Genomic DNA, 22,219 nt, shown 5'->3' with positions numbered 1-22,219 from the left:
CGCTCAGCCGGCCGGAGTCAGCACCAGAGTGTCGACGGCAGCCGCCTTCACCGCCTTCGCCGAGTACGCCCACGGCTTCTGGATGCCTGCTGCCCAGTCCGCCGTCTGATCCGTGTAGTGCTCGTTGTAGGCATGGCCGGAGGCACCGGTGAGGTGGTTCCACGTCGACGCGTCGAGATCCGACAGATCGATCACCATGCGCATCGACGGCACGGTGGTGGTCGCGTACGAGACGCCGAGCTCCCACCCGGTCGCATTCACCACGGACGCACCTCCGCCCACCGGGAACGGCCCTCGGTTGAAGAGCGCTTCGATCGGCGCGATGCCCGACGAGCCGAGCGTGTCGCTGGTGAGGGTGATCGCGTGCAGGTCGCCCCAGTTCCAGCGTGAGACGGTAGTTCCCTGCAGTGCCGCGAGCTCGTCGTAGGCCTCTTGCGCCGACAGCGCCAGCATCTGCTCCATCCCGTCGACGTCGATCTGCTCGTTGACCCAGAGCGGGTCGGAGGGATCGGCCAGCATCGCGGAGACGACCGTGAAGAGGCGGGCCTGACCGTCGATGGGGAGGGGCTGGGCGCGCTCGGCGAAGATATTCTGCACCAGGTTCGACCACAGCACGTTCGCATAGGCCGCGGCAGGCGACGATGCCGTGTTCTGGGCGTCCCATCCCTGCAGCAGTTCGACGGCCTCGGTCGGACCGGCGCCGGATACGTCGACGTCGCCCATGACGCTCGCCAGCTGCGTGCCGATCCACATCTCGTTGTCCATCTGGATCTCGCGCATGTCTTCCGCGGTCAGGGGCGCGACGGCCGCCCGCCGTTCGATGAGGAGGGCGATCCGTGCCGCTCGGTAGCCGTAGTCCCAGTCCCGGGAGAGGAAGTACTCGTAGTCGTCGGTCACGATCGCGTTGTTCGCGGTCACGATGTACCCGGAGTTCGGGTTGTACGACACCGGCAGTTTCTCGAACGGGATGAAGCCCGTCCAGTCGTAGCTGCTGTCCCATCCGGGCTGAGGCATCCATCCGTCCCCGGCGCCGCGGATGGGGAGGCGACCGGGCGTCTGGTACCCGATGTTGCCCTCGGTGTCGGCGTAGATGAGGTTCTGGGCCGGCACGTCGAAGAGCGAGGCGGCGTAGCGGAAGTCCTCGAAGTCCTGCGCGGTGGAGAGCGCGAAGATCGCGGTCGCCGCGGTGCCGGGGTCCAGGGCCGTCCACCGGAGGCTCACGGCGTACTCGGCGTCGTCCTCGGAACCGGGGACCGGGGCGGTCGGGGCGGCGGCCTCAGCCTCGAGCGCGGGTTCGGGGTCGCCGGCGATCGCGGTGAAGTCGTCGGTGAGGCCCGAGATGAGGGGCCCGTGCACGGTCGAGCGGATGGTGAGCTCGATGTCGTCACCGCCCGCGACCTTGATCGTCTCGGTGCTCTCTTCGAGGGGTACCAGTGCCCCGTCGCGCCAGTACTGGTCGCCTTCGACGCGCTCGATGTAGAGGTCGGTGACGTCGGTGGTGAGGTTCGTGAACCCCCAGGCGACCTTCTGGTTGTGGCCGATCACGATGCCGGGGAGCCCTGAGAACGAGAAGCCTCCGACATCGAACGGGCACGCCTCGTCCACCGTCGAGCACTTCAACTGCACCTGGTACCAGACCGAGGGGAGGGATGCTCCGAGGTGCGGGTCGTTCGCGAGCAGGGGCATCCCGGTCTCGGTGAGGGCGCCGGAGACGACCCAGGAGTTCGAGCCGATGCCCTCGCCGACGTCGCCCACCAGAACGCTCGCTGCCTCGATGACGCTCGACGTCTCCTCCCATTCGATGGTCGTGGAGGCCTGCTGGACTTCTCCCTCGGTCTCGGTGGGGGTGAACGCCGCAGGCTCCGCGTCGGTGCCGAGCGTCGGAACGGTCGAGATCTTCGGGACGATCACGGGGTTCTCGTCGAACGGGTAGTCGGGGTAGAGCTTGGCGAGAGTGTCTTCGGTCGCCGTGGGATCCGTGCCCTCGCCTTCCGTGTCGCCGCTCAGCTCGGCTGCCAGGAGCGATCGTTCGGTCTCGTCCTCGATGTTGCCGCGGAGGTCCCAGGCCATGGCCTTGAGCCAGGCCACGGAATCCGCGGGCTCCCAGGGCTCGGGCGCGTAGTCGGGATTCTGCAGGCCGATCACGGCGTACTCGAGCGACAGTTCGGCGCCCGACCGCGAGGCCAGATAGGCGTTCACGCCATCCGCGTACGCCGCGTAGTAGCTGCGGGTGGTGTCGTCCATCGCCTCGACCTCGGCCTCGGCGACCTTGCGCCAGCCGAGCGTGCGCAGAAAGGCATCGGTCCCCGCCTGCGACTCCCCGAACATCTCGGCGACGCGGCCGGCGGTGACATGGCGACGGAAGTCCATCTCGAAGAAGCGGTCCTGCGCGTGCACGAACCCCTGAGCGTAGAACAGGTCGTCGGTCGAGTCGGCGGTGATGGTCGGGATGCCGCGGTCGTCGCGCTGCACCGTGACCTCGGCCGTGAGTCCGTCGAGCTCGACGGATCCGTCGATCTGCGGGAACGAGCGCTGGATCGTCCACGTGACGAAGAACGCCGCAGCCACGGCGATCACGATGATTCCGGCGACCACGAGGAACGCGATGCGTCCGATGCGAACGCCCAGCGAGGGGCGAGAAGGTACGGCGGATTCCTGCGAATCGGTCATCATCGTCGAGAACTCTTTCGGGTAGACAGGTGGAACTCAGTCCCACCGAGCCCCAGTGCGCGTTTCAGGGTCGCGCCTTCGCATCATATCCGCACCGGCGCTCGCCGCGAGGCGTTCGGCGACGGGTGCCCCGCCGGCTCCGTCCGCGTCGTGTGGCGTCACGCGTTGCGCGATGGGGGCGTACCGCGCTCCTGTTCCTGTTCGACGACGTGCTCCCGGGGATCATCGATCGCTCTGCGACGCGGATCGCCGAGGCGAGCAGAGTGGCCTGACGCACGAATGCGCCGACACCCTCAGGGCGTCGGCGCATCCGTCGTTCGTTCGTCGGGTCAGTCGGTTCCGGAGTCGAAGGCCGCGCCCTCGGATGCGGAGTCGACGGCGCCGGCCAGAGTCTCGTCGGCTTCGGAGATCGAACCGGGGACCGAGTCGGTGATCTCACTCGACTCGCCCGCCGTCACGCGGCCGACGAGCTCACCGGTTGCACCTCCGACGAGACCGAGGCCCGCGTACTGCTCGAGGCGTGCGCGCGAGTCGGCGATGTCGAGGTTGCGCATCGTGAGCTGGCCGATGCGGTCGACCGGTCCGAAGGCCGCGTCGCCGACGCGCTCCATCGACAGCTTCTCGGGGCCGTACGAGAGGTTCGGCGAGACGGTGTCGAGGATGGTCCAGTCGTCGCCGCGGCGCAGACGGATCGTGACGGTGCCCGAGATCGTGAGGCCGACCCAGCGCTGGATCGACTCGCGCAGCATGAGCGACTGCGGCTCGAGCCAGCGCCCCTCGTACATGAGGCGACCGAGGCGGCGACCCTGCTCGTGGTACGTCGCGAGGGTGTCTTCGTTCAGGATGCCGTTGACCAGGCGCTCGTAGGCGATGAACAGCAGCGACATGGCCGGGGCCTCGTAGATGCCGCGGGACTTCGCCTCGATGATGCGGTTCTCGATCTGGTCGCTCATGCCGAGGCCGTGGCGTCCGCCGATCGTGTTGGCCTCCATGACCAGGGCCACCGGGTCGCTGTACTCGACGCCGTTGATCGCGACGGGGCGGCCGGCCTCGAAGGTCACAGTGACGTCTTCGGTCTCGATGGCGACGGCCGGGTCCCAGAACTTGACGCCCATGATGGGGTCGACGGTCTCGAGCGACACGTTCAGGTGCTCGAGCGTCTTCGCCTCGTGCGTCGCACCCCACATGTTGGCGTCGGTCGAGTAGGCCTTCTCGGCGGAGTCACGGTAGGGGAAGTCGCGGGCGACGAGCCAGTCGCTCATCTCCTTGCGGCCGCCGAGCTCGGTGACGAAGTCGGCGTCGAGCCACGGCTTGTAGATGCGCAGGCGCGGGTTGGCGAGCAGGCCGTAGCGGTAGAACCGCTCGATGTCGTTGCCCTTGTAGGTGGAGCCGTCGCCCCAGATGTCGACGCCGTCCTCCTTCATGGCGCGCACCAGCATGGTGCCGGTGACCGCGCGCCCGAGGGGCGTCGTGTTGAAGTAGGTCTTGCCGCCGGAGCGGATGTGGAAGGCGCCGCAGGAGAGGGCGACGAAGCCCTCTTCGACCAGGGCGGTCTTGCAGTCGATCAGCCGCGAGGCCTCGGCGCCGTACTCCAGCGCGCGACCGGGGATCGATGCGATGTCGTCTTCGTCGTACTGACCGAGGTCGCCGGTGTAGGTGAAGGGCACGGCGCCCTTCTCACGCATCCAGGCGACGGCGACGGAGGTGTCGAGTCCTCCGGAGAAGGCGATGCCGACGCGCTCGCCGACGGGCAGGGACTGGAGGACCTTGGACATGGCTCCCAGTCTATCCGCGGGCGGCGTGTCGCCCTGTCTCGCATGACAGTGACGAAAGCCCGTCAGGCGAGGAGGACCTCCACCCGCAACGCGGCATACGTGCCCATGGCGCGGCGGTCGCACGTGAGAAGCGTGATGGCGGCATCACGTGCGGCGAGGCCGACGAGTCCGTCGTACACCGATCCTCCTGCGATTCCCGCGTCTGCGAAGGAGGCGATCGCGGCCTCCGCCGACGTCGGCGAGAGCGGTGCGGAAGCGGGGAACGACCGCTCGATGATCTCCTGCGCGCGACCGGGACTGACGCGCGCGGCGCCCGGCATCCGCGTCAGTACCGAGTACATCTCGACGGACGCGTGCCCGGCGAGGCCGATGACGCGACCGTGGGTGAGTTGGAGTATGCGTTCGTGTGCCGGATTCTGGTCGTGGACCAGCGCGATCGCGGCGCTGGTGTCGAGGAGGAGATCAGCGCTGATCGGCAAGTCGGAGCTCCCGGATCTCATCCACGGTGAGTGTCGGTCCTCCTGTGATGACCAGACGGCCATCCTTCTCGACGACGTTGTCCGGGGCATCGATCTCGATGCGAATGCCGTTGCCGTCGAGGATGAGATCGACCGGGCCGGGGATCAATCCGACGCGCTCGCGAAGCGCGGCCGGAATCACGATCCGGCCTGCCTTGTCCATGGTTGCTCTCATGCCATGACGGTACCATTTTAAAGGCGGATGCGGAGTGCTTCATATCGGCGGCATACGCGCAGGACGCATCGATACAGTGCCCGCATGCAGAGAGCACGGTTGCGTGGACTGTGGTGGTTCGTCGCGGGAGGCGTGATCCTCGCCGTGCTTCTCGTCGCGGCGTTTCAGACCTTCCGCGGGTCGACGCTCGCGCGGCAGGACATGGCGGCGCACCTGTCGTTCCCCGCGACGTATCACGGCTTCGAAGAGGCCTCGGAACTCGCCGGTTTCACACTCAACGATGACGGCACAGCCGAGGTCTCGGCGCTGATGCTCGGCACCGAGGAACGGGAGCTCGACGACGGGCGGGTGTGTCTCGACGGTGACGTGACCCCGGTCGTCGGGAAGGCCAGCTGGCGGACGGACGATGCGGGGCGGGTCGTCATCGAGACGGGCGACCGGCAGACGCGTCTGAGCCAGGACGATCCGATGCTCATGGGCTGGGGTTGGGGTTGGGGCAATGTCCTGACACCCTGCACCGAGGAGTACACGGCGACGTTCGTCACCCCGAACGCCGACTACTCCGACTGAACGACATCTTCGTGGCGCGCCAGGCGCAGCGAGGAAGGAACTCCCGTCGCCGTCACGCGACACGTCGCCGTCCTCGGCGACGCCAGGGTGGCAGAGCGCCGCAGAAGTGGGAGAGTAGGGCGCACGGAGGTCGGACATGGGTGGAGCGATCCTGTGGGGTCTGGTCGCGGCGGCGCCGCTGTTCGTCGGTGCGGTGCTCGCGCTGCTGCGCACCTGGCCGCCGCGTTGGCTCGGCATCGTGCTGGGTTTCGGCGCAGGCGCGCTGATGGCCTCGATCGCCTTCGAACTCTGGGAGGAGGGACTCGACCTCGCCGGTCCCATCCCTCTCGTGATCGGCGTCGCGGCGGGAGCGATCAGCTACTACATCGCCGACCGCATCCTCGACGCCCGAGCCGCGAAGGCCAAGGAGAAGGCGGGCGGAGGCCAGCTCGCCGTGGGGGCACTGCTCGACGGCATCCCTGAGCAGCTGGTCCTCGGCATCGGGCTCGCATCCGGCGAACCCGTCAGCATCGCGCTCGTGGTCGCCATCCTGGTCTCGAACCTGCCGGAGTCGATCGGTTCGGCCGCCGACCTGCTCGAAGGCGGCATGGCGAAGTCGCGGGTGCTGCTGCTCTGGGCGGGCGTGGCCGTGATCTGCGCTGTCGCGACGGTTGCGGGATTCGGTCTCGCGAGTGTCACCGGCGACGAGTTCCGTGCGGCGGCGAGCGGCTTCGCTGCCGGGGCGCTGCTGGTGATGCTGGTCGACTCGATGGTCCCCGAGGCGCAGTCCAAGGCCAAGGAGTCGACAGGACTCGCGACCGTGCTGGGCTTCGCGCTCGCCGCGGGGTTGGCTCTCGCGTCGTGAGAGCAGATCCGTGAGAGCAGATCGGTGAGCCGAGATCCGGCCCCGGGTCAGTCCTTGCCGCGGAACTGGTCCCGTTTCACACTGCGACCCGTGATGGTGTCAATGTGCAGGCTCAGCGGAAGGCTCCGGTCGTCGCCCGCCCACGGGTGCACGCGAGCGGCGTCGCCCGCGGCCTCGTCGTCCGGCACCCGCGTGAGCGAGCCGTGCATCAGCACGCTCCAGGCCGTGCTGCCGAGGGGGTCGTGGTAGTCGACCTCGAACGCGACCTCCAGCGGCTCGCTGCTCAGGGCGCCCAGCACGCCGTCGGGCGTGGTGCGAAGAAGTAGATCGTGCCCCGAGACGGCGAAGTTCACGGGAAGGATCTGCACTCGTCCCTCATGGACGAAACCGACGCGGCCGATGGTGGTGGTGGTCAGCAACTCATAGGACTGCTGCTCGTCGAGCACTCGGATCATTTCGCGCACTCCTTCCCTCTGGCGCCAGGCTATCCAGCGCGGCACACGCCCTCAAGGGGTTCTCCGTGCAAGACACTCTGCCCCCGCCATCCGGCGGACTCCGGGCTCCGGATCGGCCCCGGCTGGCGGGTTAGCCTCGAGTGCGGCGTGCGCGAGGCTGGCGGAACGCCGTCGCGATGGCGGCCGAGGACAAAGGAGTTCTGATGACTGACACCACGCTGAGACGACCGCCCTTCGATCCCGAGCTCGAGGCCGCCCTCGCCCTCGTCGGCGACCAGCTGCCGTCGACCTTGACGCCCGAGATGATCCCGCTGATGCGCCAGTCGCCGGTGAGCGGTGAGGAGGAGATCTTCGCCGTGCTCGCCGAGCGGGGCTTCACCCGGCGCGATGTCACGATCGCCGGCCACGGTGGCGACGAGATCGTCGTATCGGTGGTCGAGAAGGAGGGGCGTACGGGCACGGGCCCCGGCTTCTTCCACACCCACGGCGGGGGCATGATCATCGGCAACCGCTGGCTGGGTGTGGCCGGGTTCCTCGAGTGGGCCGAGCGTTTCAACGGAGTGATCGTCACGGTCGAGTACCGGCTCGCCCCCGAGTTCCCCGATCCGTATCCGGTGGAGGACTGCTACGCGGCCCTGCTGTGGACGGCCGAGAACGCCGAGGAGCTCGGCATCGACCTCTCTCTGGGAGGCCGGGGTGCAGGCCGAGCTGCACGTGTGGGCAGGCGGCTTCCACGGCTTCGACATGTTCGCCCCGCACGCCGCCGTCGCCCAGGCCATGCTCGCCGCGCGCGACAACTGGGTGAACCGCCTGCTCTCCTGAGTCCGGACTCCGCTCTACGGGGCCGTGCGCCGACCCCGTAGGGTGGAATCCCTGCGTGATGGAGCCCGACATGCAAGATCTGCTGGGGCGTCTCACCGCCCTCGACCCGGATGCCAGCGAGACGCTCAAGGTCGTCACGTACTTCGATGCCCTCGTCGCCCGTTCTGTGGGCGTCGAGAGCATGGTGCGAGGCGCGGCGGTGCTGAGCGGCGCGACGGTCGGACAGCGCGACGGTCGACAGATCGTGCGCGTGCGCCCCGATGGGGTGCGTGTGGATCCGCTCGAGCCGTCCCCTGCCTGGCCGGTCAGGGAGAGCGGACCGGATGCCGTCGCCTGGATCGAGCGCGAGGGAGATGCGCACACGAACGACGCGATGATCCTGGAACGGTTGAGCCTCGCGCTCGGCATCATCCGTGCGCGCCGCTCGGTCGGACCCGAGAGCGCTGTCGAGCTCGCCATCAGCTCCTACGCCGGCGCGGAGGAGAGGGCCGCCGCACTGCCGCGGCTCCGACTCGCCGCGAGGTCGCTGCGGCTGGTCGCCTCTCCTCCCGACCCCGCACCGTTGCCGACGCATCCTTCTGCCGTGGTCGCCACCCGGCACGGCCTCACGCGCGCGACGATCCTCGACACTGCGACGGACGCGCCGGATGCCTGGCCGCAGGGCGTGGACCTGCGCCTGGGTCTCGGCGTCCCGGGCCCCGGGGATCGTCTTCCCGCGTCGTGGGCGTCGGCGCTCGTGGCGGTGCGGCTGACGAGCCCGGGGGAGCCGGTGGTCGATTCCGCCGACCTCGGGGCGCTGCTGCTCGTCGCCGAGGCAGCCGAGTCAGGCCCCCTCCACCCCGACGCCGCCGCGCTCGCGGCCCTCGACCATCGCAGTCGCGAGCTTCTGGATGCCGTCACCGAGCAGCAGAGCGTGCGCGCGGCTGCCGCGCGGCTCGGGAGGCACCACTCCAGCGTGCAGGAGCGCTTGACCGCGCTCGTGGAGACCCTGGGGTACGACCCGCGCACGTCGCGGGGTCATGCCCGCTACGTGCTGGCCAGGATGCTGTTGACGCTCGGCTCCTGAACCGTGCCCGATCCGGGGCGCTGACGCCGGTCACTCGAAGCCGGGATAGTCCTGCAGCCTCGTCTGGAACTCCTCGCGATCGGCTTCGCTGAGCACGGCGCTCGCGATCACGGTCAGCTGCAGGCCTTCGAGAGGCTCGCCGGTACGGGCGTTCTGCGCTTCGCGGGCGGCCAGGAATCCGCCGTCCGGATCGTTGGAGAGGTCGTTGATGGTGGCGTAGAAGCGCAGCGGACCGGGGAAGTTCTCGGTGTAGTACTCCCACGTGGTCTGCGTGCGCGGGTCGTCGCTGCCGTAGAGCTTGGCGATCATCGCGCGGTCGATGCCCGACGCGGTCGGATCGTTGAACGAGTACAGAGCCCACAGCCCGTGATCGATGACGACCTCGCTGATCGCGGCCATCACCTCGAGCTTGCGTTCGTAGTCCTGGATGGGCTCGACGGTCGCCCACGACGCAGAGGTGAACTCGACCAGCATCGACTCCCCGCCGTAGCCGTTGCGCTCGGGTCGAAGGTCTTCCTCGCCCACCTGCACCCAGGTGTAGCCGAACTCCGCGGTCAGCCGCGTGCGGATGTCGGCGAACATCGTCTCCGCCTGCGCGCGCACCTCCTCGAGCGACTCCTGCGAGAGCGTCTTCTGCGGATCGGTGCCCTTGATGGCGGGATAGGCCTCCGCGTGCTTCTGCGCGGCCGTCTTCGTGCCCTCGTAGTTGCCGGAGGCCGAGGTCTGCAGCGCACTCATGCCGCCGACGGTGGCGACGTTGAACAGGACCGTCACGACCAGGGCGATCGCCCCGAGCGTGCGGCCACGTGCCGAGAACAGCGCAGCGACGATCGTGCCGACCACCACGAGCTGCAGGGTGAGCATCGTGACGCCGTAGAGGATGTCGGTGCCGCCGGCGATGAGCGTGCCGAGCAGGATCAGGGCGAACAGGATCGACACGGTGAGGGCGATCCACCCGAGGGCGTTCGCCGGCTTCTTCGGTTCCTCCGGCAGCGCAGTGCTCACGACGGTCGGGCTCGGCGTCGATCCGAACGCCTCGCGCCGCGCGCCGCGGTAGCCTCCGGGCGGTGGAACGGGAGGAGCCCCCTCCGTGCCCGCGATGTATCGCGCTCGCTGCCTTTCGTGATCGCTCACCACGGCTTCTCCGTTCCCGAACCGCCCTGGTCGTCGCCCTGTTGCTGATCGCGTTCCTGCGTGCCCTGTTCGAGCTTGTCCTGGAGCCCCTTCAGCTTGTCCTCGGAGGGCTGCTCCTTCTCTCCGGGCTGAGGCTGGGGCTGCTGTTGCTGCTGCTGCTCCTCCTGCTGCTTCTGCTTCAACCGGTCTGCGGTGCCGTCGAGGGAGTCCGCCATGTCACGCTGCGGGTCGGACGACTGCAGCTGGGCTTCCTTGCTGCGGCACGCCTCGGGAGTCTCGATCGTGATCGTGAGCGCCTCGCCGTAGAGCTCGGCCGCGCCCGCGCCGTCGCCGTCTGCGCGGGCGGCATCGCCCATGCGCTCGACGACGAGGGCGAGGTTGATCCGCACCCCGCAGACCTCCAGCCCGGTCGCGAGGTCGAGCGCCTCTTCGAGCTGTGCTCGTGCGTGCGGCAGCTGCTCCGCCGCGCCCAGTGCCGTGCCGATGTTGAACGGCGCCTTGTACGGCTCGAACCAGTTCAGGAAGCCCTGTCCGCGTGCGGATGCCTCCGACCCGGCGAAATCGTCCACCACGTAGGCGGTGATGGCCTGATGCGCGAAGGCGTAGATGCTCAGCAGCTTGCCCACGAAGAGGAGCGCCACGAGGGTGAGCGGGATGGTGCCGATCGCGACCCAGCGACGGATGCGTCGGCGACGGCGGTTGGACCGGAGGAGGGCGGCCGCCTCGTTCGGCATGCTCACGAGATGCCTCCCTGGCGTGCGTCGGGCCGCCGCGGTGCGCGCAACCGCCGGAGCCGTGCGATCAGCACCGTGGCGCGCGTGAGCTCCACGCCGAGGATGCCGAGGATGACGAGCGCTGCGATCCAGTACAGCTCGGCGACGTTGCCGACCTCGCCCGAATCGGTGTAATCGGTGGTGGTCGACGGCGCCTCGGGAAGCACGGGCGCGGCATCCGCCGTCCGACGTGCGTACTCGACGTCGAGCTCGTCGGCGATCGCTTCGAGGTTCGCCTCGTCGAGCACCGAGAGCGCGTCGGTGCCCTGGTACTGGATGTAGCCGCCACCCTGATCCGAGACGCCGCCCGTGGTGATGCGCATCGGTCCGCCTTCGGCCGTGCCGTACCCGAACACCGCTCCCGAATCGGTGTACTTCTCACTCGAGCGGAAGGACTCCGGTGGTGTGTCGACCGTCTGCTCGCCGTCGCCGAAGTAGAAGACCATGCGCGAGCGGTCGGGGGAGGATTCTGCCGCCGAGGCGAGGGTCTCCGACAGCAGCGGAGCCGCGATGCCGATGGAGCTCCCTCGGGACTGGCTGGTGACCTCGGGGCGCAGCACTTCGAGCGAGCTCATGAGCGCGGTGGTGTCGGTGGTCAGCGGCATGCGCAGCTGGGCCGCCGCATCCGAGGTTATGAGGGCGAAACGTGCCCCCGGGTACTCCTCGACGAGCGCGCGTACGTCGTCGCGGATGCCGTCGAGCCGCGGTTCGCCGTCGCCCCAGTCCTCGGCCACGATGCTCGCCGTGGTGTCGACGACGAGCACGATGTCGGTGTCCGTCGCGAGGGTCTGGGTGGCACCGCCGGGGATGCCCGGGCGCAGCAGCATCGCGAAGCAGGCGAGCACGAGCAGCAGGCGCAGGGCCCACAGGCCACGATGCCCGGCGAGCGCCCGACGATCGGTGATCGGCACTCCGGCCGACTTCGGCGGACGCACCAGCGCCCAGGCTGCGACGACGGCGACCGGCGCGCACAGCAGCGCGATTAGGAGGGGGTTGAGCACGGGTTGGAAGATCACAGTCGCACCCTCCACAGCACCACGACGAGACCGAGCAGGCAGATCGAGAGCAGCACGATCCACAGGTTCGGGGTGTCGGTCCAGACGACCTGCGCCTCGCCGCGCAGCTCGGTCGCCTCCTGCTCCTGCACCTGGGTGACGATGTCCGAGACAGTCGTCGTGTCGCGCAGGCCGAATGCGGCACCGCCCGTCGCCTCGGCCGCGGCGCTCAGCTCGGCGCTGACGTCGGCATCCTTGCCCTGCACCGGATTCAGCGCAAAGACGCGCACGTTCTTCGAGGCCGCGTAGGCGGCAGCCTCTTCGAGGGTGACGATCGAGGCGCCGTTGACCTCGTTGTCGGTGGCGAAGATGACCGAGCGTGAGCGGTCGTCGTCCGGGTGGTCGAAGCCCATCGCACACGCGGCCAGCCCGTCGCCGATCAGGGAGGCGCCGTCGCCGTTGAGGGTGCCGACCCAGTGCTCCGGGACCCGGTCGACGTAGTCGAAGCTCTGGGTCATGCTCGCCAGGTGCTCGCGCACGAAGTCGTAGTCGTCGGTGAGGGGGAAGATCTGCACCGGCGAGCTGTTGAAGATCGTCAGGCCGATCCGCTCGCCCTCGAAGCTGTCGAGCAGCTCGTCGAAGACGGTCAGCACCTCGACGTCGACCTCGGTCATGGAGCCGGAGACGTCGAGGCACAGCATGATGTCGCGGCTCGTGTCGACGGGCTGCACGGTCTGCGCCGACATCGGCCGTGCGGCCACAACGCCCGCGACGATCACGGTGGTCGCGCCGAGGGCGAGGATTCCGGAGAGGGCGAGCGCCCGTCGAGCCAGTGCCCGGCGGAAGGAGGGCAGCGTGCGCAGGCGCTCGGCTCGGGCGATGCGCGCCGCGTCCCCACCGCTGGTGCGCCCGCTCCGTCGGAGTCCGACGACGAGGCCGATCGTCAGCGCGATCAGCACGACGGCGACGGCGGCCACCAGCATCCAGATGTTGGCTAGTGCCACGTGCGCACCACCGTCCTGGCCGCATCAGCGCCGGCCACCGGGTCGATCACCGGTCCCTGACGGAAGATGCTCGGGTAGTAGTGCCTGCCCAGTGCGTCGATCAGGGCGGGATGCACGCCGCGCGCCACGAGATCGTCGAGCGCCAGCACCGGAGCCTCCAGGCCGCTGTACTCGTTCACGAAGGCACGGACGACCCGGCTCAGCTCGAGGTTCGCCTGTCGGGCGGAGATGCGGCGTTCGAGGTACTCGGTCTCGATCTGCTGGATGCGCGCCTGGTATTCGGTGCGCAATTGCGAGAGCACGTCGATGATCAGCGGAGCCTGGCCGGCATTCGCGTCGGCGGTCGCCAGCGTGCGGCGCGGGCGGGTGAGCACGATCAGCAGCCAGGCGCCCAGCACCAGCAGAGCAAGGATGCCGATCGCCAGCAGCATCCAGCCCCAGCCGTACTGCGCCGGCGGGTAGAGGTCGTCAGAGCCGGGCATTCGACCTCCGGTTCAGCAGCGTCAGCAGCTGGGCGACCGCGTCGTCCTGCCCGTCCAGCGTGGAGTGGCTGATCTCCATGCGGGTGAGGAGCTCGGTGAGGTGCGCGGCATCGGCCTCGCGCTGCGCGGTCAGCTCCTGCACGATCTCGCGGTCGCCCTGCACGAAACCCGGCACCTGCCAGCGGCTGTCGACATCCGAGCGGATGCGTCCGGTGGCGTGGTCCAGCACGGGCTCGGCGTCGCGGAGAGTGAGCCAGAGCACGTCGTGCTGCACGCGCAGCCGGCGCAGCATCCGCTCCGTCTCGCTCGTGACCGGGGCCTCGTCGGTGATCACCACCACGATCATGCGGCGGGCGATCGTGCGTGTGACGAACGACAGCAGTGCGTCGCGGTCGCTCGGAGCACTGCTGTCGTCGATGGTCCTGTCGATCGTGCGCAGCGCATGTTCGAGCGCACCCTCGCTGCGGCCGGGCGCGAGCCGGCGCACCTTCGCGGAGTCGCCGTAGACCGTGGTGAAGTCGTCGCCGTGGCGCAGCGTCAGTACCCCGAGCACCCCGGTCGCGAGGATCGCCAGCTCCTTCTTCGACCGCTCGTCGGCGGCGAGGGCCGACATCGAGCGCCCTGTATCGACCACGAACAGCACGGTGTGCATGCGCGTCGCGCGCGAGCGCTTGACCAGGGGCGTTCCCAGTCGCGCGGTCGCCCGCCAGTCGATGTCGCGCACCTGATCGCCGTACTCGTACTTGCGCAGGTCTTCGAAGTCGAGGCTCCGCCCGCGCAGCAACGACGCGTAGGCGCCGTCGAGCGCGTGCAGCGACTTGCGCGTCGAGTGGATGAAGAGCTTGCTCTTCACCTGCGTGATCAGGCTCGGCATGGGGATCAGGGCGTGGGGACCGACGCGAAGATCTGGTCGATGATCTCCTCGCTGCGGACGCCCTCGGCGTCGGCCTCGAACGTCAGCAGCACGCGGTGGCGGAGGACCAGGTGCCGCAGCTCCCGGATGTCTTCGGGCAGCACGTGCGAGCGCCCCTTGAGCAGGGCCAGCGCTCGCGAAGCCTGCAGGAACGCGATGCTCGCACGCGGGCTCGCGCCGTACTTGATGAAGCGGGCCCGCTCCTCGCCGATGTACGGCGCCGGGTTCCGCGTGACGTAGGCGATCGACACGATGTAGTTGCGGATCGCGGGGTCGACGTAGATGCGGCTGGCCACATCCTGCAGCAGGCGCACGTCGTCGAGGCTGACCGCGCTGGCCACGTGCCGGTCGGGGTCGAGCACTCCCGAGTCGATGCGGCTGAGCACCTCGAGTTCTTCGGCGGGGCTCGGATACTCGACGATCTCCTTGAGCAGGAAGCGGTCCATCTGCGCCTCGGGCAGCTCGTATGTGCCCTCCTGCTCGATGGGGTTCTGCGTCGCGATCACGAGGAACGGCTTCGGCAGGTGGTGGATCTCCCCGCCGATCGTGGTCTGATGCTCCTGCATCGCCTCGAGCATGGCGCTCTGGGTCTTGGCGCTGGAGCGGTTGATCTCGTCGAGCAGCACGAAGTTCGCGTGCACGGGGCCGAGCACGGTGCGGAAGGATCCGGTCGCCGCGTCATAGATCTGGTTGCCCGTGATGTCGCTGGGCAGCAGGTCGGGCGTGCACTGGATGCGCTTGAACTGCGCCTTCACCGTGTCGGCGAGGGTGCTGGCGGCGGTGGTCTTCGCCAGCCCCGGCACGCTCTCGAGCAGGATGTGGCCGCCGGCGATGAGCGAGACGAGCAGGCTCGTGCGCAACCGGTCCTGGCCGACCATCTTCGCGGAGTACGAGGCGGAGATGATCCGCAGCACCTCGGAGGCCCTGGCCATCTCGGCGTCGGTCGGTGCGCCGTTCGTCGCGGTGGGCGGGGCTGCCGGCGCTGGGGCCTGCGCAGTGGCGGGCGGAGGCGGCGGTGCCGCGGGCTGCGGGGCTGCGGCGTTCAGATCGTGCATGCTCTCTCCTCCTGGGGAGCACGGTGCTTCTCCCCCCAGGCCAGGGTAGTCGCCGCATCCGGGAGGACACTCCGCCAGAATTGCCGTGAACCTGATCGAAGGAATCGAGCAATACGGATGTGAGCCCCGATAACGAGGTGATTGAGCGCTCGATCCGCGAACCGGCGGTGTTCGAGTCGCTCTACAGTCGTCATGCGACGTCCGTGTACCGCTACGCGGCGCAGCGCCTCGGCGACCATGCCGCCGAGGACGTGATGGCGGAGACGTTCCTGGTGGCCTTCGAGCGACGCTCGGCGTCACGGTGCAGAACGCCCGGCCGTGGCTGCTGGGCATCGCGACGCGGCTCATGCGCAAGCACGTGCGCCTGGAGGCCACCGCGTGGAAAGGGGTGTCTGCAGACCTGGCGGCCCAGATCGTCCCGGACTTCATCGAGCAGGCGGGCGCGCGTATCGACGCCCAGAGGCTGGCTCGACGGCTGAAGAAGGCGCTTCGCCGGCTCTCGAAAGCTGACCGCGACACTCTGCTGCTCTACGCCTGGGACGGTGCCGACCGCCATGCGCAGCAGTGCCAGAGCGCCAGGGTCGTAGTGCGGGCCCGCGCCGCGGATGCCGATGAAGGCCGAAGCCCACAGCACCACGGTGACCAGCGCGGCGGCGAGCACGAGTGCGCCCTGCTTCTTCGGCGCTCCGGTATCGGTGCGGATCCCGGGGTCGCCGGATGCGGCTGCTGACATCCTTCGATCCTGGCAGTGGCGTCCGACATCGGGCGAGCCGCCGCAGCGCCATCCGCCGTCGCTTTCCCGCCGACTCCGCCGGTCGACGCCCGCTGCGCTCACCTCACGGGAGGGCGCTGCGAATCGCTTCGATAGGATGGGACCGCCCGAAGAGGGCCAGCTCATCGGCCGGTGCAAACCCGGCGAAAGCCAGGGGGTTACCCATGCCAGGAATCGTTATCGTCGGCGTGCAGTGGGGCGACGAAGGAAAGGGCAAGGCCACCGATCTTCTCGGTGAGCGCACCGACTGGGTGGTGAAGTTCAACGGCGGCAACAACGCCGGGCACACCGTCGTCGTCGGCGACGAGAAGTACGCGCTGCACCTGCTGCCCTCCGGCATCCTGTCGCCCGGCGTCACTCCGGTGATCGGCAACGGCGTGGTCATCGACCTCGAGGTGCTGTTCTCCGAGCTGGAGGCGCTCGCCGCCCGCGGCATCGACGTCTCGCGACTCAAGGTCAGCGCCAACGCGCACATCATCACGCAGTACCACCGCACGCTCGACAAGGTGACGGAGCGGTTCCTCGGCAAGCGCAACATCGGCACGACCGGCCGCGGCATCGGCCCGGCGTACGCCGACAAGATCAACCGTGTCGGCATCCGGGTGCAGGATCTGTTCGACGAGAACATCCTGCGCCAGAAGGTCGAGGGCGCTCTCGACCAGAAGAACCACCTGCTGGTGAAGGTCTTCAACCGCCGCGCGGTCACGTGCGACGAGATCGTGGAAGACCTGCTCTCCTACGCCGAGCGGCTGCGGCCGATGGTCGCCGACACGGGCTACCTGATCGCCGAGGCTCTCGACCGCGACGAGGTCGTGGTGTTCGAGGGCGGCCAGGCCACGATGCTCGACATCGACCACGGCACCTACCCGTTCGTGACCTCGTCTTCGGCGACAGCCGGAGGAGCTGCGACGGGCTCCGGCGTCGGTCCCGGTGCGCTCGACCGCATCGTCGGCATCGTCAAGGCGTACACGACCCGCGTCGGCTCCGGTCCGTTCCCGACCGAGCTCTTCGACGAGCAGGGCGAGTGGCTGCGCAAGCAGGGCTTCGAGTTCGGCACCACCACCGGTCGTCCGCGCCGTGTGGGCTGGTACGACGCGCCCATCACGCGCTACGCCACGCGCATCAACGGCATCACCGACCTGGTGCTCACCAAGCTCGACATCCTCACGGGCCTCGAGCAGATCCCGGTGTGCGTCGCCTACGACGTCGACGGCGAGCGGTTCGACGACGTGCCGGTCAACCAGACCGACTTCCATCACGCGAAGCCGATCCTGGAGTACTTCCGTGGTTGGAGCGAAGACATCTCCGTCGCGCGCACCTTCGAGGACCTGCCGCAGAACGCACAGGACTACGTGCTGGCGCTCGAGAAGATGAGCAACACGCGTATCTCGGTGATCGGCGTCGGGCCCGAGCGTGACCAGGTCGTCGTCCGTCACGACCTGCTCGACTGACCCGCGTCGTGACGCGCTTCTGGCTGGGCGGCTACGGGGCCGCGATGGACGGCTCGGCCGAGGGTATCGGCCTGCTCGCGGGGGATGAAGGGCGCGAGGCCTCCACTCTCGCCTACCGTGGCGCCGTGGTCGAGACGCCCTCGCCCTCGTGGCTCGCGCAGCACCCGACCCTCGACGTCGTCTACGCGGCACTCGAGGGCGACTCCGCGGTGCAGGCGTTCGTCCGTGCGGGTGAAGCCGCTCTCGCGCCTCTGGGGCCGCCCGCAGCGGTCGGCCAGTACGTCTGTCATGTCGCGGTCGCCCCGAACGGTTCGGCCCTGATCGCCAGCTGTTACGGCGATGGCCGCGTGGTGCGGTTCGATCTGGATGCGGACGGTCGCATCGTCGCCCCGAAGCCGGATGCCGCGGCGGCGCTTCGCGCGGCCCTGTTCGGCGACGCCGACCCCGATGCTCCGGCCGCGACTCCTCCCGGAGACGGCGTCGCGGCGGTCGATCCGTACGGGGTCGGCGGTGACCGCGTCTCGCACGCGCACGCGGCGACGTTCCTCCCCGACGGCCGTGTCGCGACCACCGACCTCGGGTTCGACCTCGTGCGGTTCTGGCGGCAGAGCGGCAGCGGGCTCACCCTCGACCACGAGGTGGTGCTCCCGCTCGGCACCGGTCCGCGGCACATGGTGCTGCACCCCAGCGGGCACCTGCACGTGGTCACCGAGTACTCGTGCGAAGTGTTCACGCTCGCGCCGGCGGCGGATGGCACCTGGAGCGTCGTGTCGGTGACGCTGACGAGCCCGATCGCCGAGGTGGGCACGGACTTCCCCGCGGAGCTCGCCCGCACGCGCGACGGACAGTTCCTGTACACGGCCCTGCGCGGCAGCAACACGATCGCGGCGCTGCGGGTGCGCGGCGGCGGCGAGTCTCTGGAGTCCGTGGCGCTCGCCGACGCGGGGGTCGACTGGCCGCGGCACCACCTCGTCCACGAGGGCAAGATGCTCGTCGTGGGGCAGCGCTCCGACACCATCACGCTGATCGACCTCGACGAGCGCACGGGCGCGCCCCTCGGCATCCGCCACGAGGCGCAGGTTCCGACCCCGACGCACTTCCTTCCGGTGCGCTGACCGCGGCTCGTGCGGCCGGGTCGGCCTTGCCTGCCGGGGACACTTGTCGGGAGTGGGAGCGGATGTCGGGCGACGCGCCGCGTCCTGCTCCGACATCCGTCCGTTCTCCCGACACCTGGCACGGGTACGGGCGCCGGTCGGGCTCACTCGCACGCCGTGAGCAGCAGCGCCGCGTTGTGACCTCCGAATCCGAACGAGGTCGACAGCACCGTGCGGACCGGATGCGGTCGCTCCCGGTCGCGGACGAAGTCCCACCCGTCCGCGCACGGATGCGACAGGTTGATGGTCGGAGGCAGCACCTGATCGCGAAGAGTCATCGCGGCGATGGCCGCTTCGGTGACGCCCGCTGCGCCGAGCAGATGCCCGGTGGTCGACTTCGTCGCGGTGAGTGGAACGGATGGCGCTCCTGATCCCAGCGCCTGTGCGAGCGCGACGAGCTCGGCTTTGTCGCCGAGAACCGTGCCCGTGCCGTGGGTGTTCACATGGTCGACCTGCGCGGCGCGGATGTCGGCGTCGGCGAGGCACGCATCGATCGCTTTGGTCGCCCCGGCGGCGTCCGGGTCCGGTGCCGTGGCGTGATGCGCGTCGCTGGTCGCACCGAACCCGGCGATGGTCGCGAGGGGTCGAGCGCCGCGCTCGTGTGCGAGGTCCGCGGCCTCCAGCAGCACGGCGGATGCGCCCTGTGCCATCACGAAGCCCGTACGTGCGCGGTCGAAAGGGCGCGAGGCCGCCGAGGGGTCGTCGCCGAAGCCCGTGGCGAGCGAGCGGAGGTTGGTGTGCGACGCCAGGTGCAGCGGGCCGAGGCAATCCTCCATCCCGACGACCAGCACTGCGTCGGCGTAGCCGTGACGGATCCACCGGAGACCTTCTCCGATCGCGACCGCGCCACTCGCGCAGGCCGCGGCGATCGCGTGGGTCTGGCCGAGGAATCCGTATCGTCTGCTGAGCACTGTCGCGATCGCATCCGCGGTTCCATAGACGGTGAGCCCTGGCGGTACCCGGCGGGGGCCGCGATCTCGCAGCGCGCCTGCCGCCTGCACCGTCGCATCCACCGGGCCCGACCCTGTCGCGATGATCACCTGCGCGACGTCCGCGATCCCCGATGGCGCGCCCAGGGCCGCATCGGCGAGTGCTTCATCGGCCGCGGCGATCGCCCACTGCTGCATCGGCGTGAGGCGACGCGCGAGGGGTGCCGACAGGTCGGAGGCGCCGGTGAATCCACGCACCACTCCGCCGACCTGCACCGGCCCTGACCCGGCGATCTCCCGGGGGATCCGCGTGATGCCACTGCGTCCCGCGCGCACAGACGTCCACAGTTCCGGTGCCGTGAGGCCACTGGGGGTGACCGCCCCGACGCCGGTGACGACCACGGAGCGCCCGGCGCTCACGATCGTCCCCGCCCGACTGCCACGAGATCCGCGACCGCGGCGCGGCGGATCTTCCCACCCGCTGTCCGGGGGAGCTCCGCCACCGTGTGCCAGCGACGGGGCCGGGCGGCGGGTGCGAGACGCTCGCGCGCCCATCGGCGCAGCTCTGCGGCCGGCGGCGCATCGCCCTCGGTCACCAGCGCGATCCGCAGACCCAGGCGATCGTCGCTCTCGGCGATGGCGCACCACGCGCTGAGGCCCGGCATGCCGTCGAAGGCGCGCTCCACCTCGTCGAGCGCGACGGTGTGCCCGCCGGTGGTGACGACGTCGCCTGCTCTGCCGGCGAACGTGAAGTCCCGGCCGCGCAGCCGCCCCTGATCGTGCACGCTCGCCCAGCCGTCGCCGTCTGTCAACGGCGTCGAGGCCGTGTCCGCCAGGTAGGCGGCCGAGCATGAGGGGGAGCGCACCCAGAGGCTGCCGAGCGCGCCCGGTTCCAGGTCGCTGCCGTCGTCGCCGCGCACCCGCGCCTCCACCTGCGGGTAGAGCCGGATGCTGTCGTGGCCGGCGCGGTCGTCACCGATGAAGCCGAGTTCGCCCGTGCCGAAGTAGCTGATCGTCCGCGCGTGGGGGAGGACGTCGGCGACGGCCGTGCGCGCCGATGCCGGGAACCCCGCGCCCCCGGTGACGATCAGATCGATGCCGTCGTACCGTGCCGGGTGGCGCCGCGCCGCGTCGGTGAGAGCCGTCACCGCCGCAGGAACCGCGACCAGGCGTGTGATGCGCTCGTCGTGCACCCGAGAGCTGAGCCAGAGCTCGTCGAGGCGGTCGGCGACGTGCATTCGACCGCCCGTGGCGAGCACCTCGAACAGCGTGTACAGGGTCAGGCTGTACGACATCGGGCCGGGGGCGAAGGTCGCCACCCGGTCTCTCGCGCCCAGGTGGTCGCGGGAGACGTCGATGTTCGCCGCGTATTGCCTGCGCGTCTTGAGGAAGGCCTTCGGCGTGCCCGTCGTCCCCGAAGACGTGAGCATCAGGAACGGCGCATCGTCAGCCGCTGCTTCTGCGTGGGTCGAGGCGAGGGAGGGGGTTCGTGCGAGATCGTCGAGTCCGACGACGAGTCCCGACCATCCGGCCGAATGCAGAGCGGCCCGGATCGTCGGAACATCCGTGATGACGGCGGCCGCTCCGGTCGTGACGATCAGCTGCATCTGGAGTGCGACGGGCCAGTGCGCATCGACGACGGTGAGGATGCGCGCGCCCGCCTCCACCGCGACGACGGCGCGCGCGGTGTCGAACGCGGTGGACAGGCAGATGGCGACGACCGGCGGCAGCGGTGGGTGAGCTCCTGAAGTCGCCATCGCGCGGGCATCCATGAACGCGTGCGCCAGGGCTGCGGAGATCCGGCGCGAATCGGTGTGGAGCTCGCCATATGTCATGCGGGCGTCGCGGCCGACGATCGCCGGCCGGTCGGGGTCTTCGGCGGCGATGCGACGCAGCATCGGGGAGAGGGACGTGAGGACTCCTGGGGCGGGTTTGCGTGGGGACGAGGGCATCCCTATTCTAATGAACACCGTTCAGGTGAACGGTGTTCAGGAGGAAATATGACCACGTCCCGCACCACCGATACCAGCGCCGCACTCGGCCGCATCGCGGTCTTCGCCGCACTGATCGTCGTGCTCGGCACCGTGATCGTGCCCCTGCCCAGCGGCGTGCCGATCACCGCGCAGACCCTGGGGGTCATGCTCGCCGGTCTCGTGCTGGGACCGCGCCTCGCACCGCTCGCCGTCGTGCTGGTGCTGGCGCTCGCCGCGGTGGGGCTCCCGGTGCTCGCGGGTGGCCGCGGAGGGCTCGGCGTGTTCGTCGGCCCCAGCGCCGGGTACCTCCTCGGCTGGATCGCCGGTGTCGTGGTGATCGGCCTCCTCATGCGCACCGGGCGCTTCACGTGGTGGCGTTCCGCTGGCGCCGCGCTCATCGGCGGAGTGTTCGTGGTCTACGCGTTCGGCATCCCCGTGCAGGCCCTCGTGACGGCAGTGCCGCTCGGGCCGACGGCTCTGTCGAGCCTGGCGTTCCTCCCGGGGGATCTGATCAAGGTGACAGCAGCGACGCTGGTCGTGGTCGCGCTCCGTCGTGCCTACCCTCGTGCCTTCGCCGACAACCGGCGGATGCGGGAGGCCGCGGTGGCGGCGGTGTAGGTTCGGCCGGCGCTCTTTCCCCGTGCCCGACAGCACACGGAGAAGCCCCATCGCAAGCCGGCATCCTCGCC

General features: G+C 69.5%; 22 protein-coding genes. 7 read left to right on the top strand and 15 right to left on the bottom strand.

Annotation, left to right across the window (positions count from 1 at the left end; all coding sequences use genetic code 11):
• Positions 1 to 3 precede the first annotated feature (3 nt).
• The 4 genes from KY497_RS03000 to KY497_RS02985 form a co-directional block, all read right to left on the bottom strand.
• Positions 4 to 2,670, bottom strand: coding sequence for a penicillin acylase family protein (locus KY497_RS03000; protein WP_219869794.1), 2,667 nt, complete (start codon positions 2,668 to 2,670; stop codon positions 4 to 6).
• Positions 2,671 to 2,999: 329 nt separating this feature from the next.
• Entirely contained in the window at positions 3,000 to 4,445 is a 1,446-nt protein-coding gene (gene argG / locus KY497_RS02995; protein ID WP_219869793.1) for an argininosuccinate synthase, read from the bottom strand.
• 62 nt (positions 4,446 to 4,507) lie between these two features.
• Positions 4,508 to 4,924, bottom strand: coding sequence for a PIN domain-containing protein (locus KY497_RS02990; protein WP_219869792.1), 417 nt, complete (start codon positions 4,922 to 4,924; stop codon positions 4,508 to 4,510).
• Positions 4,908 to 5,138, bottom strand: a complete 231-nt coding sequence (locus KY497_RS02985) for an AbrB/MazE/SpoVT family DNA-binding domain-containing protein (RefSeq protein ID WP_229778774.1) — start codon at positions 5,136 to 5,138, stop codon at positions 4,908 to 4,910. The genes KY497_RS02990 and KY497_RS02985 overlap by 17 nt, the downstream gene beginning before the upstream one ends.
• A gap of 84 nt (positions 5,139 to 5,222) precedes the next feature.
• On the opposite strand from KY497_RS02985, the gene KY497_RS02980 reads away from it, so the two are divergent.
• Positions 5,223 to 5,708, top strand: a complete 486-nt coding sequence (locus KY497_RS02980) for a hypothetical protein (protein ID WP_219869791.1) — start codon at positions 5,223 to 5,225, stop codon at positions 5,706 to 5,708.
• Positions 5,709 to 5,844: 136 nt separating this feature from the next.
• A complete protein-coding gene (locus KY497_RS02975; protein WP_055871679.1) occupies positions 5,845 to 6,552 on the top strand; it encodes a ZIP family metal transporter in 708 nt (235 codons plus the stop codon).
• Positions 6,553 to 6,599: 47 nt separating this feature from the next.
• Here the strand turns inward: KY497_RS02975 and KY497_RS02970 are convergent, their stop codons facing one another.
• Positions 6,600 to 7,007, bottom strand: a complete 408-nt coding sequence (locus KY497_RS02970) for a pyridoxamine 5'-phosphate oxidase family protein (protein WP_055875585.1) — start codon at positions 7,005 to 7,007, stop codon at positions 6,600 to 6,602.
• Positions 7,008 to 7,210: 203 nt separating this feature from the next.
• On the opposite strand from KY497_RS02970, the gene KY497_RS02965 reads away from it, so the two are divergent.
• Together KY497_RS02965 and KY497_RS02960 are read left to right on the top strand one after the other, a co-directional pair.
• On the top strand, positions 7,211 to 7,870 hold the full coding sequence (locus KY497_RS02965) for an alpha/beta hydrolase (RefSeq protein WP_258185834.1): 660 nt from the start codon (positions 7,211 to 7,213) through the stop codon (positions 7,868 to 7,870).
• A 17-nt stretch (positions 7,871 to 7,887) separates the two neighbouring features.
• Positions 7,888 to 8,895 (top strand): hypothetical protein, encoded by a 1,008-nt coding sequence (locus tag KY497_RS02960; protein ID WP_219870290.1) that lies wholly within the window; start codon positions 7,888 to 7,890, stop codon positions 8,893 to 8,895.
• Between the two features lie 30 nt (positions 8,896 to 8,925).
• Here the strand turns inward: KY497_RS02960 and KY497_RS02955 are convergent, their stop codons facing one another.
• The 8 genes from KY497_RS02955 to KY497_RS16935 form a co-directional block, all read right to left on the bottom strand.
• The gene (locus KY497_RS02955; protein ID WP_258185833.1) at positions 8,926 to 9,900 is read right to left on the bottom strand and encodes a DUF4064 domain-containing protein; all 975 of its coding nucleotides are present in this window, start codon (positions 9,898 to 9,900) and stop codon (positions 8,926 to 8,928) included.
• A 125-nt stretch (positions 9,901 to 10,025) separates the two neighbouring features.
• The gene (locus KY497_RS02950; protein ID WP_258185957.1) at positions 10,026 to 10,763 is read right to left on the bottom strand and encodes a hypothetical protein; all 738 of its coding nucleotides are present in this window, start codon (positions 10,761 to 10,763) and stop codon (positions 10,026 to 10,028) included.
• 2 nt (positions 10,764 to 10,765) lie between these two features.
• Positions 10,766 to 11,818, bottom strand: coding sequence for a VWA domain-containing protein (locus tag KY497_RS02945; RefSeq protein WP_141385574.1), 1,053 nt, complete (start codon positions 11,816 to 11,818; stop codon positions 10,766 to 10,768).
• The gene (locus KY497_RS02940) at positions 11,815 to 12,801 is read right to left on the bottom strand and encodes a VWA domain-containing protein (protein WP_258185832.1); all 987 of its coding nucleotides are present in this window, start codon (positions 12,799 to 12,801) and stop codon (positions 11,815 to 11,817) included. Before KY497_RS02940 ends, KY497_RS02945 begins: the two co-directional genes overlap by 4 nt.
• A complete protein-coding gene (locus tag KY497_RS02935) occupies positions 12,792 to 13,283 on the bottom strand; it encodes a hypothetical protein (RefSeq protein ID WP_055875608.1) in 492 nt (163 codons plus the stop codon). The genes KY497_RS02940 and KY497_RS02935 overlap by 10 nt, the downstream gene beginning before the upstream one ends.
• The gene (locus tag KY497_RS02930; protein ID WP_141385573.1) at positions 13,270 to 14,157 is read right to left on the bottom strand and encodes a DUF58 domain-containing protein; all 888 of its coding nucleotides are present in this window, start codon (positions 14,155 to 14,157) and stop codon (positions 13,270 to 13,272) included. Before KY497_RS02930 ends, KY497_RS02935 begins: the two co-directional genes overlap by 14 nt.
• A gap of 5 nt (positions 14,158 to 14,162) precedes the next feature.
• A complete protein-coding gene (locus KY497_RS02925; RefSeq protein ID WP_375140923.1) occupies positions 14,163 to 15,251 on the bottom strand; it encodes an AAA family ATPase in 1,089 nt (362 codons plus the stop codon).
• A gap of 211 nt (positions 15,252 to 15,462) precedes the next feature.
• Positions 15,463 to 15,984, bottom strand: coding sequence for a hypothetical protein (locus KY497_RS16935; RefSeq protein ID WP_375140922.1), 522 nt, complete (start codon positions 15,982 to 15,984; stop codon positions 15,463 to 15,465).
• Between the two features lie 203 nt (positions 15,985 to 16,187).
• Between KY497_RS16935 and KY497_RS02915 the strand changes: the two genes are divergently transcribed.
• Positions 16,188 to 17,474 carry an adenylosuccinate synthase gene (locus KY497_RS02915; RefSeq protein ID WP_219869788.1) on the top strand — a complete coding sequence of 429 codons (1,287 nt, stop codon included), beginning with the start codon at positions 16,188 to 16,190 and terminating at the stop codon, positions 17,472 to 17,474.
• Between the two features lie 8 nt (positions 17,475 to 17,482).
• Positions 17,483 to 18,589: a beta-propeller fold lactonase family protein gene (locus tag KY497_RS02910; RefSeq protein ID WP_219869787.1), complete on the top strand. Its 1,107-nt coding sequence runs from the start codon at positions 17,483 to 17,485 to the stop codon at positions 18,587 to 18,589.
• A gap of 143 nt (positions 18,590 to 18,732) precedes the next feature.
• Here the strand turns inward: KY497_RS02910 and KY497_RS02905 are convergent, their stop codons facing one another.
• Positions 18,733 to 19,977: a beta-ketoacyl-[acyl-carrier-protein] synthase family protein gene (locus KY497_RS02905; RefSeq protein WP_219869786.1), complete on the bottom strand. Its 1,245-nt coding sequence runs from the start codon at positions 19,975 to 19,977 to the stop codon at positions 18,733 to 18,735.
• A complete protein-coding gene (locus KY497_RS02900; protein ID WP_258185831.1) occupies positions 19,974 to 21,509 on the bottom strand; it encodes a class I adenylate-forming enzyme family protein in 1,536 nt (511 codons plus the stop codon). Before KY497_RS02900 ends, KY497_RS02905 begins: the two co-directional genes overlap by 4 nt.
• Positions 21,510 to 21,557: 48 nt before the next feature.
• On the opposite strand from KY497_RS02900, the gene KY497_RS02895 reads away from it, so the two are divergent.
• Entirely contained in the window at positions 21,558 to 22,148 is a 591-nt protein-coding gene (locus tag KY497_RS02895) for a biotin transporter BioY (RefSeq protein WP_219869785.1), read from the top strand.
• Positions 22,149 to 22,219: the final 71 nt, after the last annotated feature.

The sequence above is a fragment of the Microbacterium sp. PAMC22086 genome (assembly GCF_019443525.1).
GTDB classification, from domain to species: domain Bacteria; phylum Actinomycetota; class Actinomycetes; order Actinomycetales; family Microbacteriaceae; genus Microbacterium; species Microbacterium maritypicum.
The sequence above is the reverse complement of the archived record's forward strand: the minus strand, read 5'-3'. Positions and strand labels throughout refer to the sequence as shown.

Bases quoted from the DNA above. Each gene is read 5' to 3' on its own strand.
- KY497_RS03000 (WP_219869794.1), bottom strand. From the start codon at position 2,670: ATGACCGATTCGCAGGAATCCGCCGTACCTTCTCGCCCCTCGCTGGGC.
- argG (WP_219869793.1), bottom strand. From the start codon at position 4,445: ATGTCCAAGGTCCTCCAGTCCCTGCCCGTCGGCGAGCGCGTCGGCATC.
- KY497_RS02985 (WP_229778774.1), bottom strand. From the start codon at position 5,138: ATGAGAGCAACCATGGACAAGGCAGGCCGGATCGTGATTCCGGCCGCG.
- KY497_RS02980 (WP_219869791.1), top strand. From the start codon at position 5,223: ATGCAGAGAGCACGGTTGCGTGGACTGTGGTGGTTCGTCGCGGGAGGC.
- KY497_RS02975 (WP_055871679.1), top strand. From the start codon at position 5,845: ATGGGTGGAGCGATCCTGTGGGGTCTGGTCGCGGCGGCGCCGCTGTTC.
- KY497_RS02970 (WP_055875585.1), bottom strand. From the start codon at position 7,007: ATGATCCGAGTGCTCGACGAGCAGCAGTCCTATGAGTTGCTGACCACC.
- KY497_RS02965 (WP_258185834.1), top strand. From the start codon at position 7,211: ATGACTGACACCACGCTGAGACGACCGCCCTTCGATCCCGAGCTCGAG.
- KY497_RS02960 (WP_219870290.1), top strand. From the start codon at position 7,888: ATGGAGCCCGACATGCAAGATCTGCTGGGGCGTCTCACCGCCCTCGAC.
- KY497_RS02950 (WP_258185957.1), bottom strand. From the start codon at position 10,763: ATGCCGAACGAGGCGGCCGCCCTCCTCCGGTCCAACCGCCGTCGCCGA.
- KY497_RS02935 (WP_055875608.1), bottom strand. From the start codon at position 13,283: ATGCCCGGCTCTGACGACCTCTACCCGCCGGCGCAGTACGGCTGGGGC.
- KY497_RS02930 (WP_141385573.1), bottom strand. From the start codon at position 14,157: ATGCCGAGCCTGATCACGCAGGTGAAGAGCAAGCTCTTCATCCACTCG.
- KY497_RS02925 (WP_375140923.1), bottom strand. From the start codon at position 15,251: ATGCACGATCTGAACGCCGCAGCCCCGCAGCCCGCGGCACCGCCGCCT.
- KY497_RS16935 (WP_375140922.1), bottom strand. From the start codon at position 15,984: ATGTCAGCAGCCGCATCCGGCGACCCCGGGATCCGCACCGATACCGGA.
- KY497_RS02915 (WP_219869788.1), top strand. From the start codon at position 16,188: ATGCCAGGAATCGTTATCGTCGGCGTGCAGTGGGGCGACGAAGGAAAG.
- KY497_RS02900 (WP_258185831.1), bottom strand. From the start codon at position 21,509: ATGCCCTCGTCCCCACGCAAACCCGCCCCAGGAGTCCTCACGTCCCTC.
- KY497_RS02895 (WP_219869785.1), top strand. From the start codon at position 21,558: ATGACCACGTCCCGCACCACCGATACCAGCGCCGCACTCGGCCGCATC.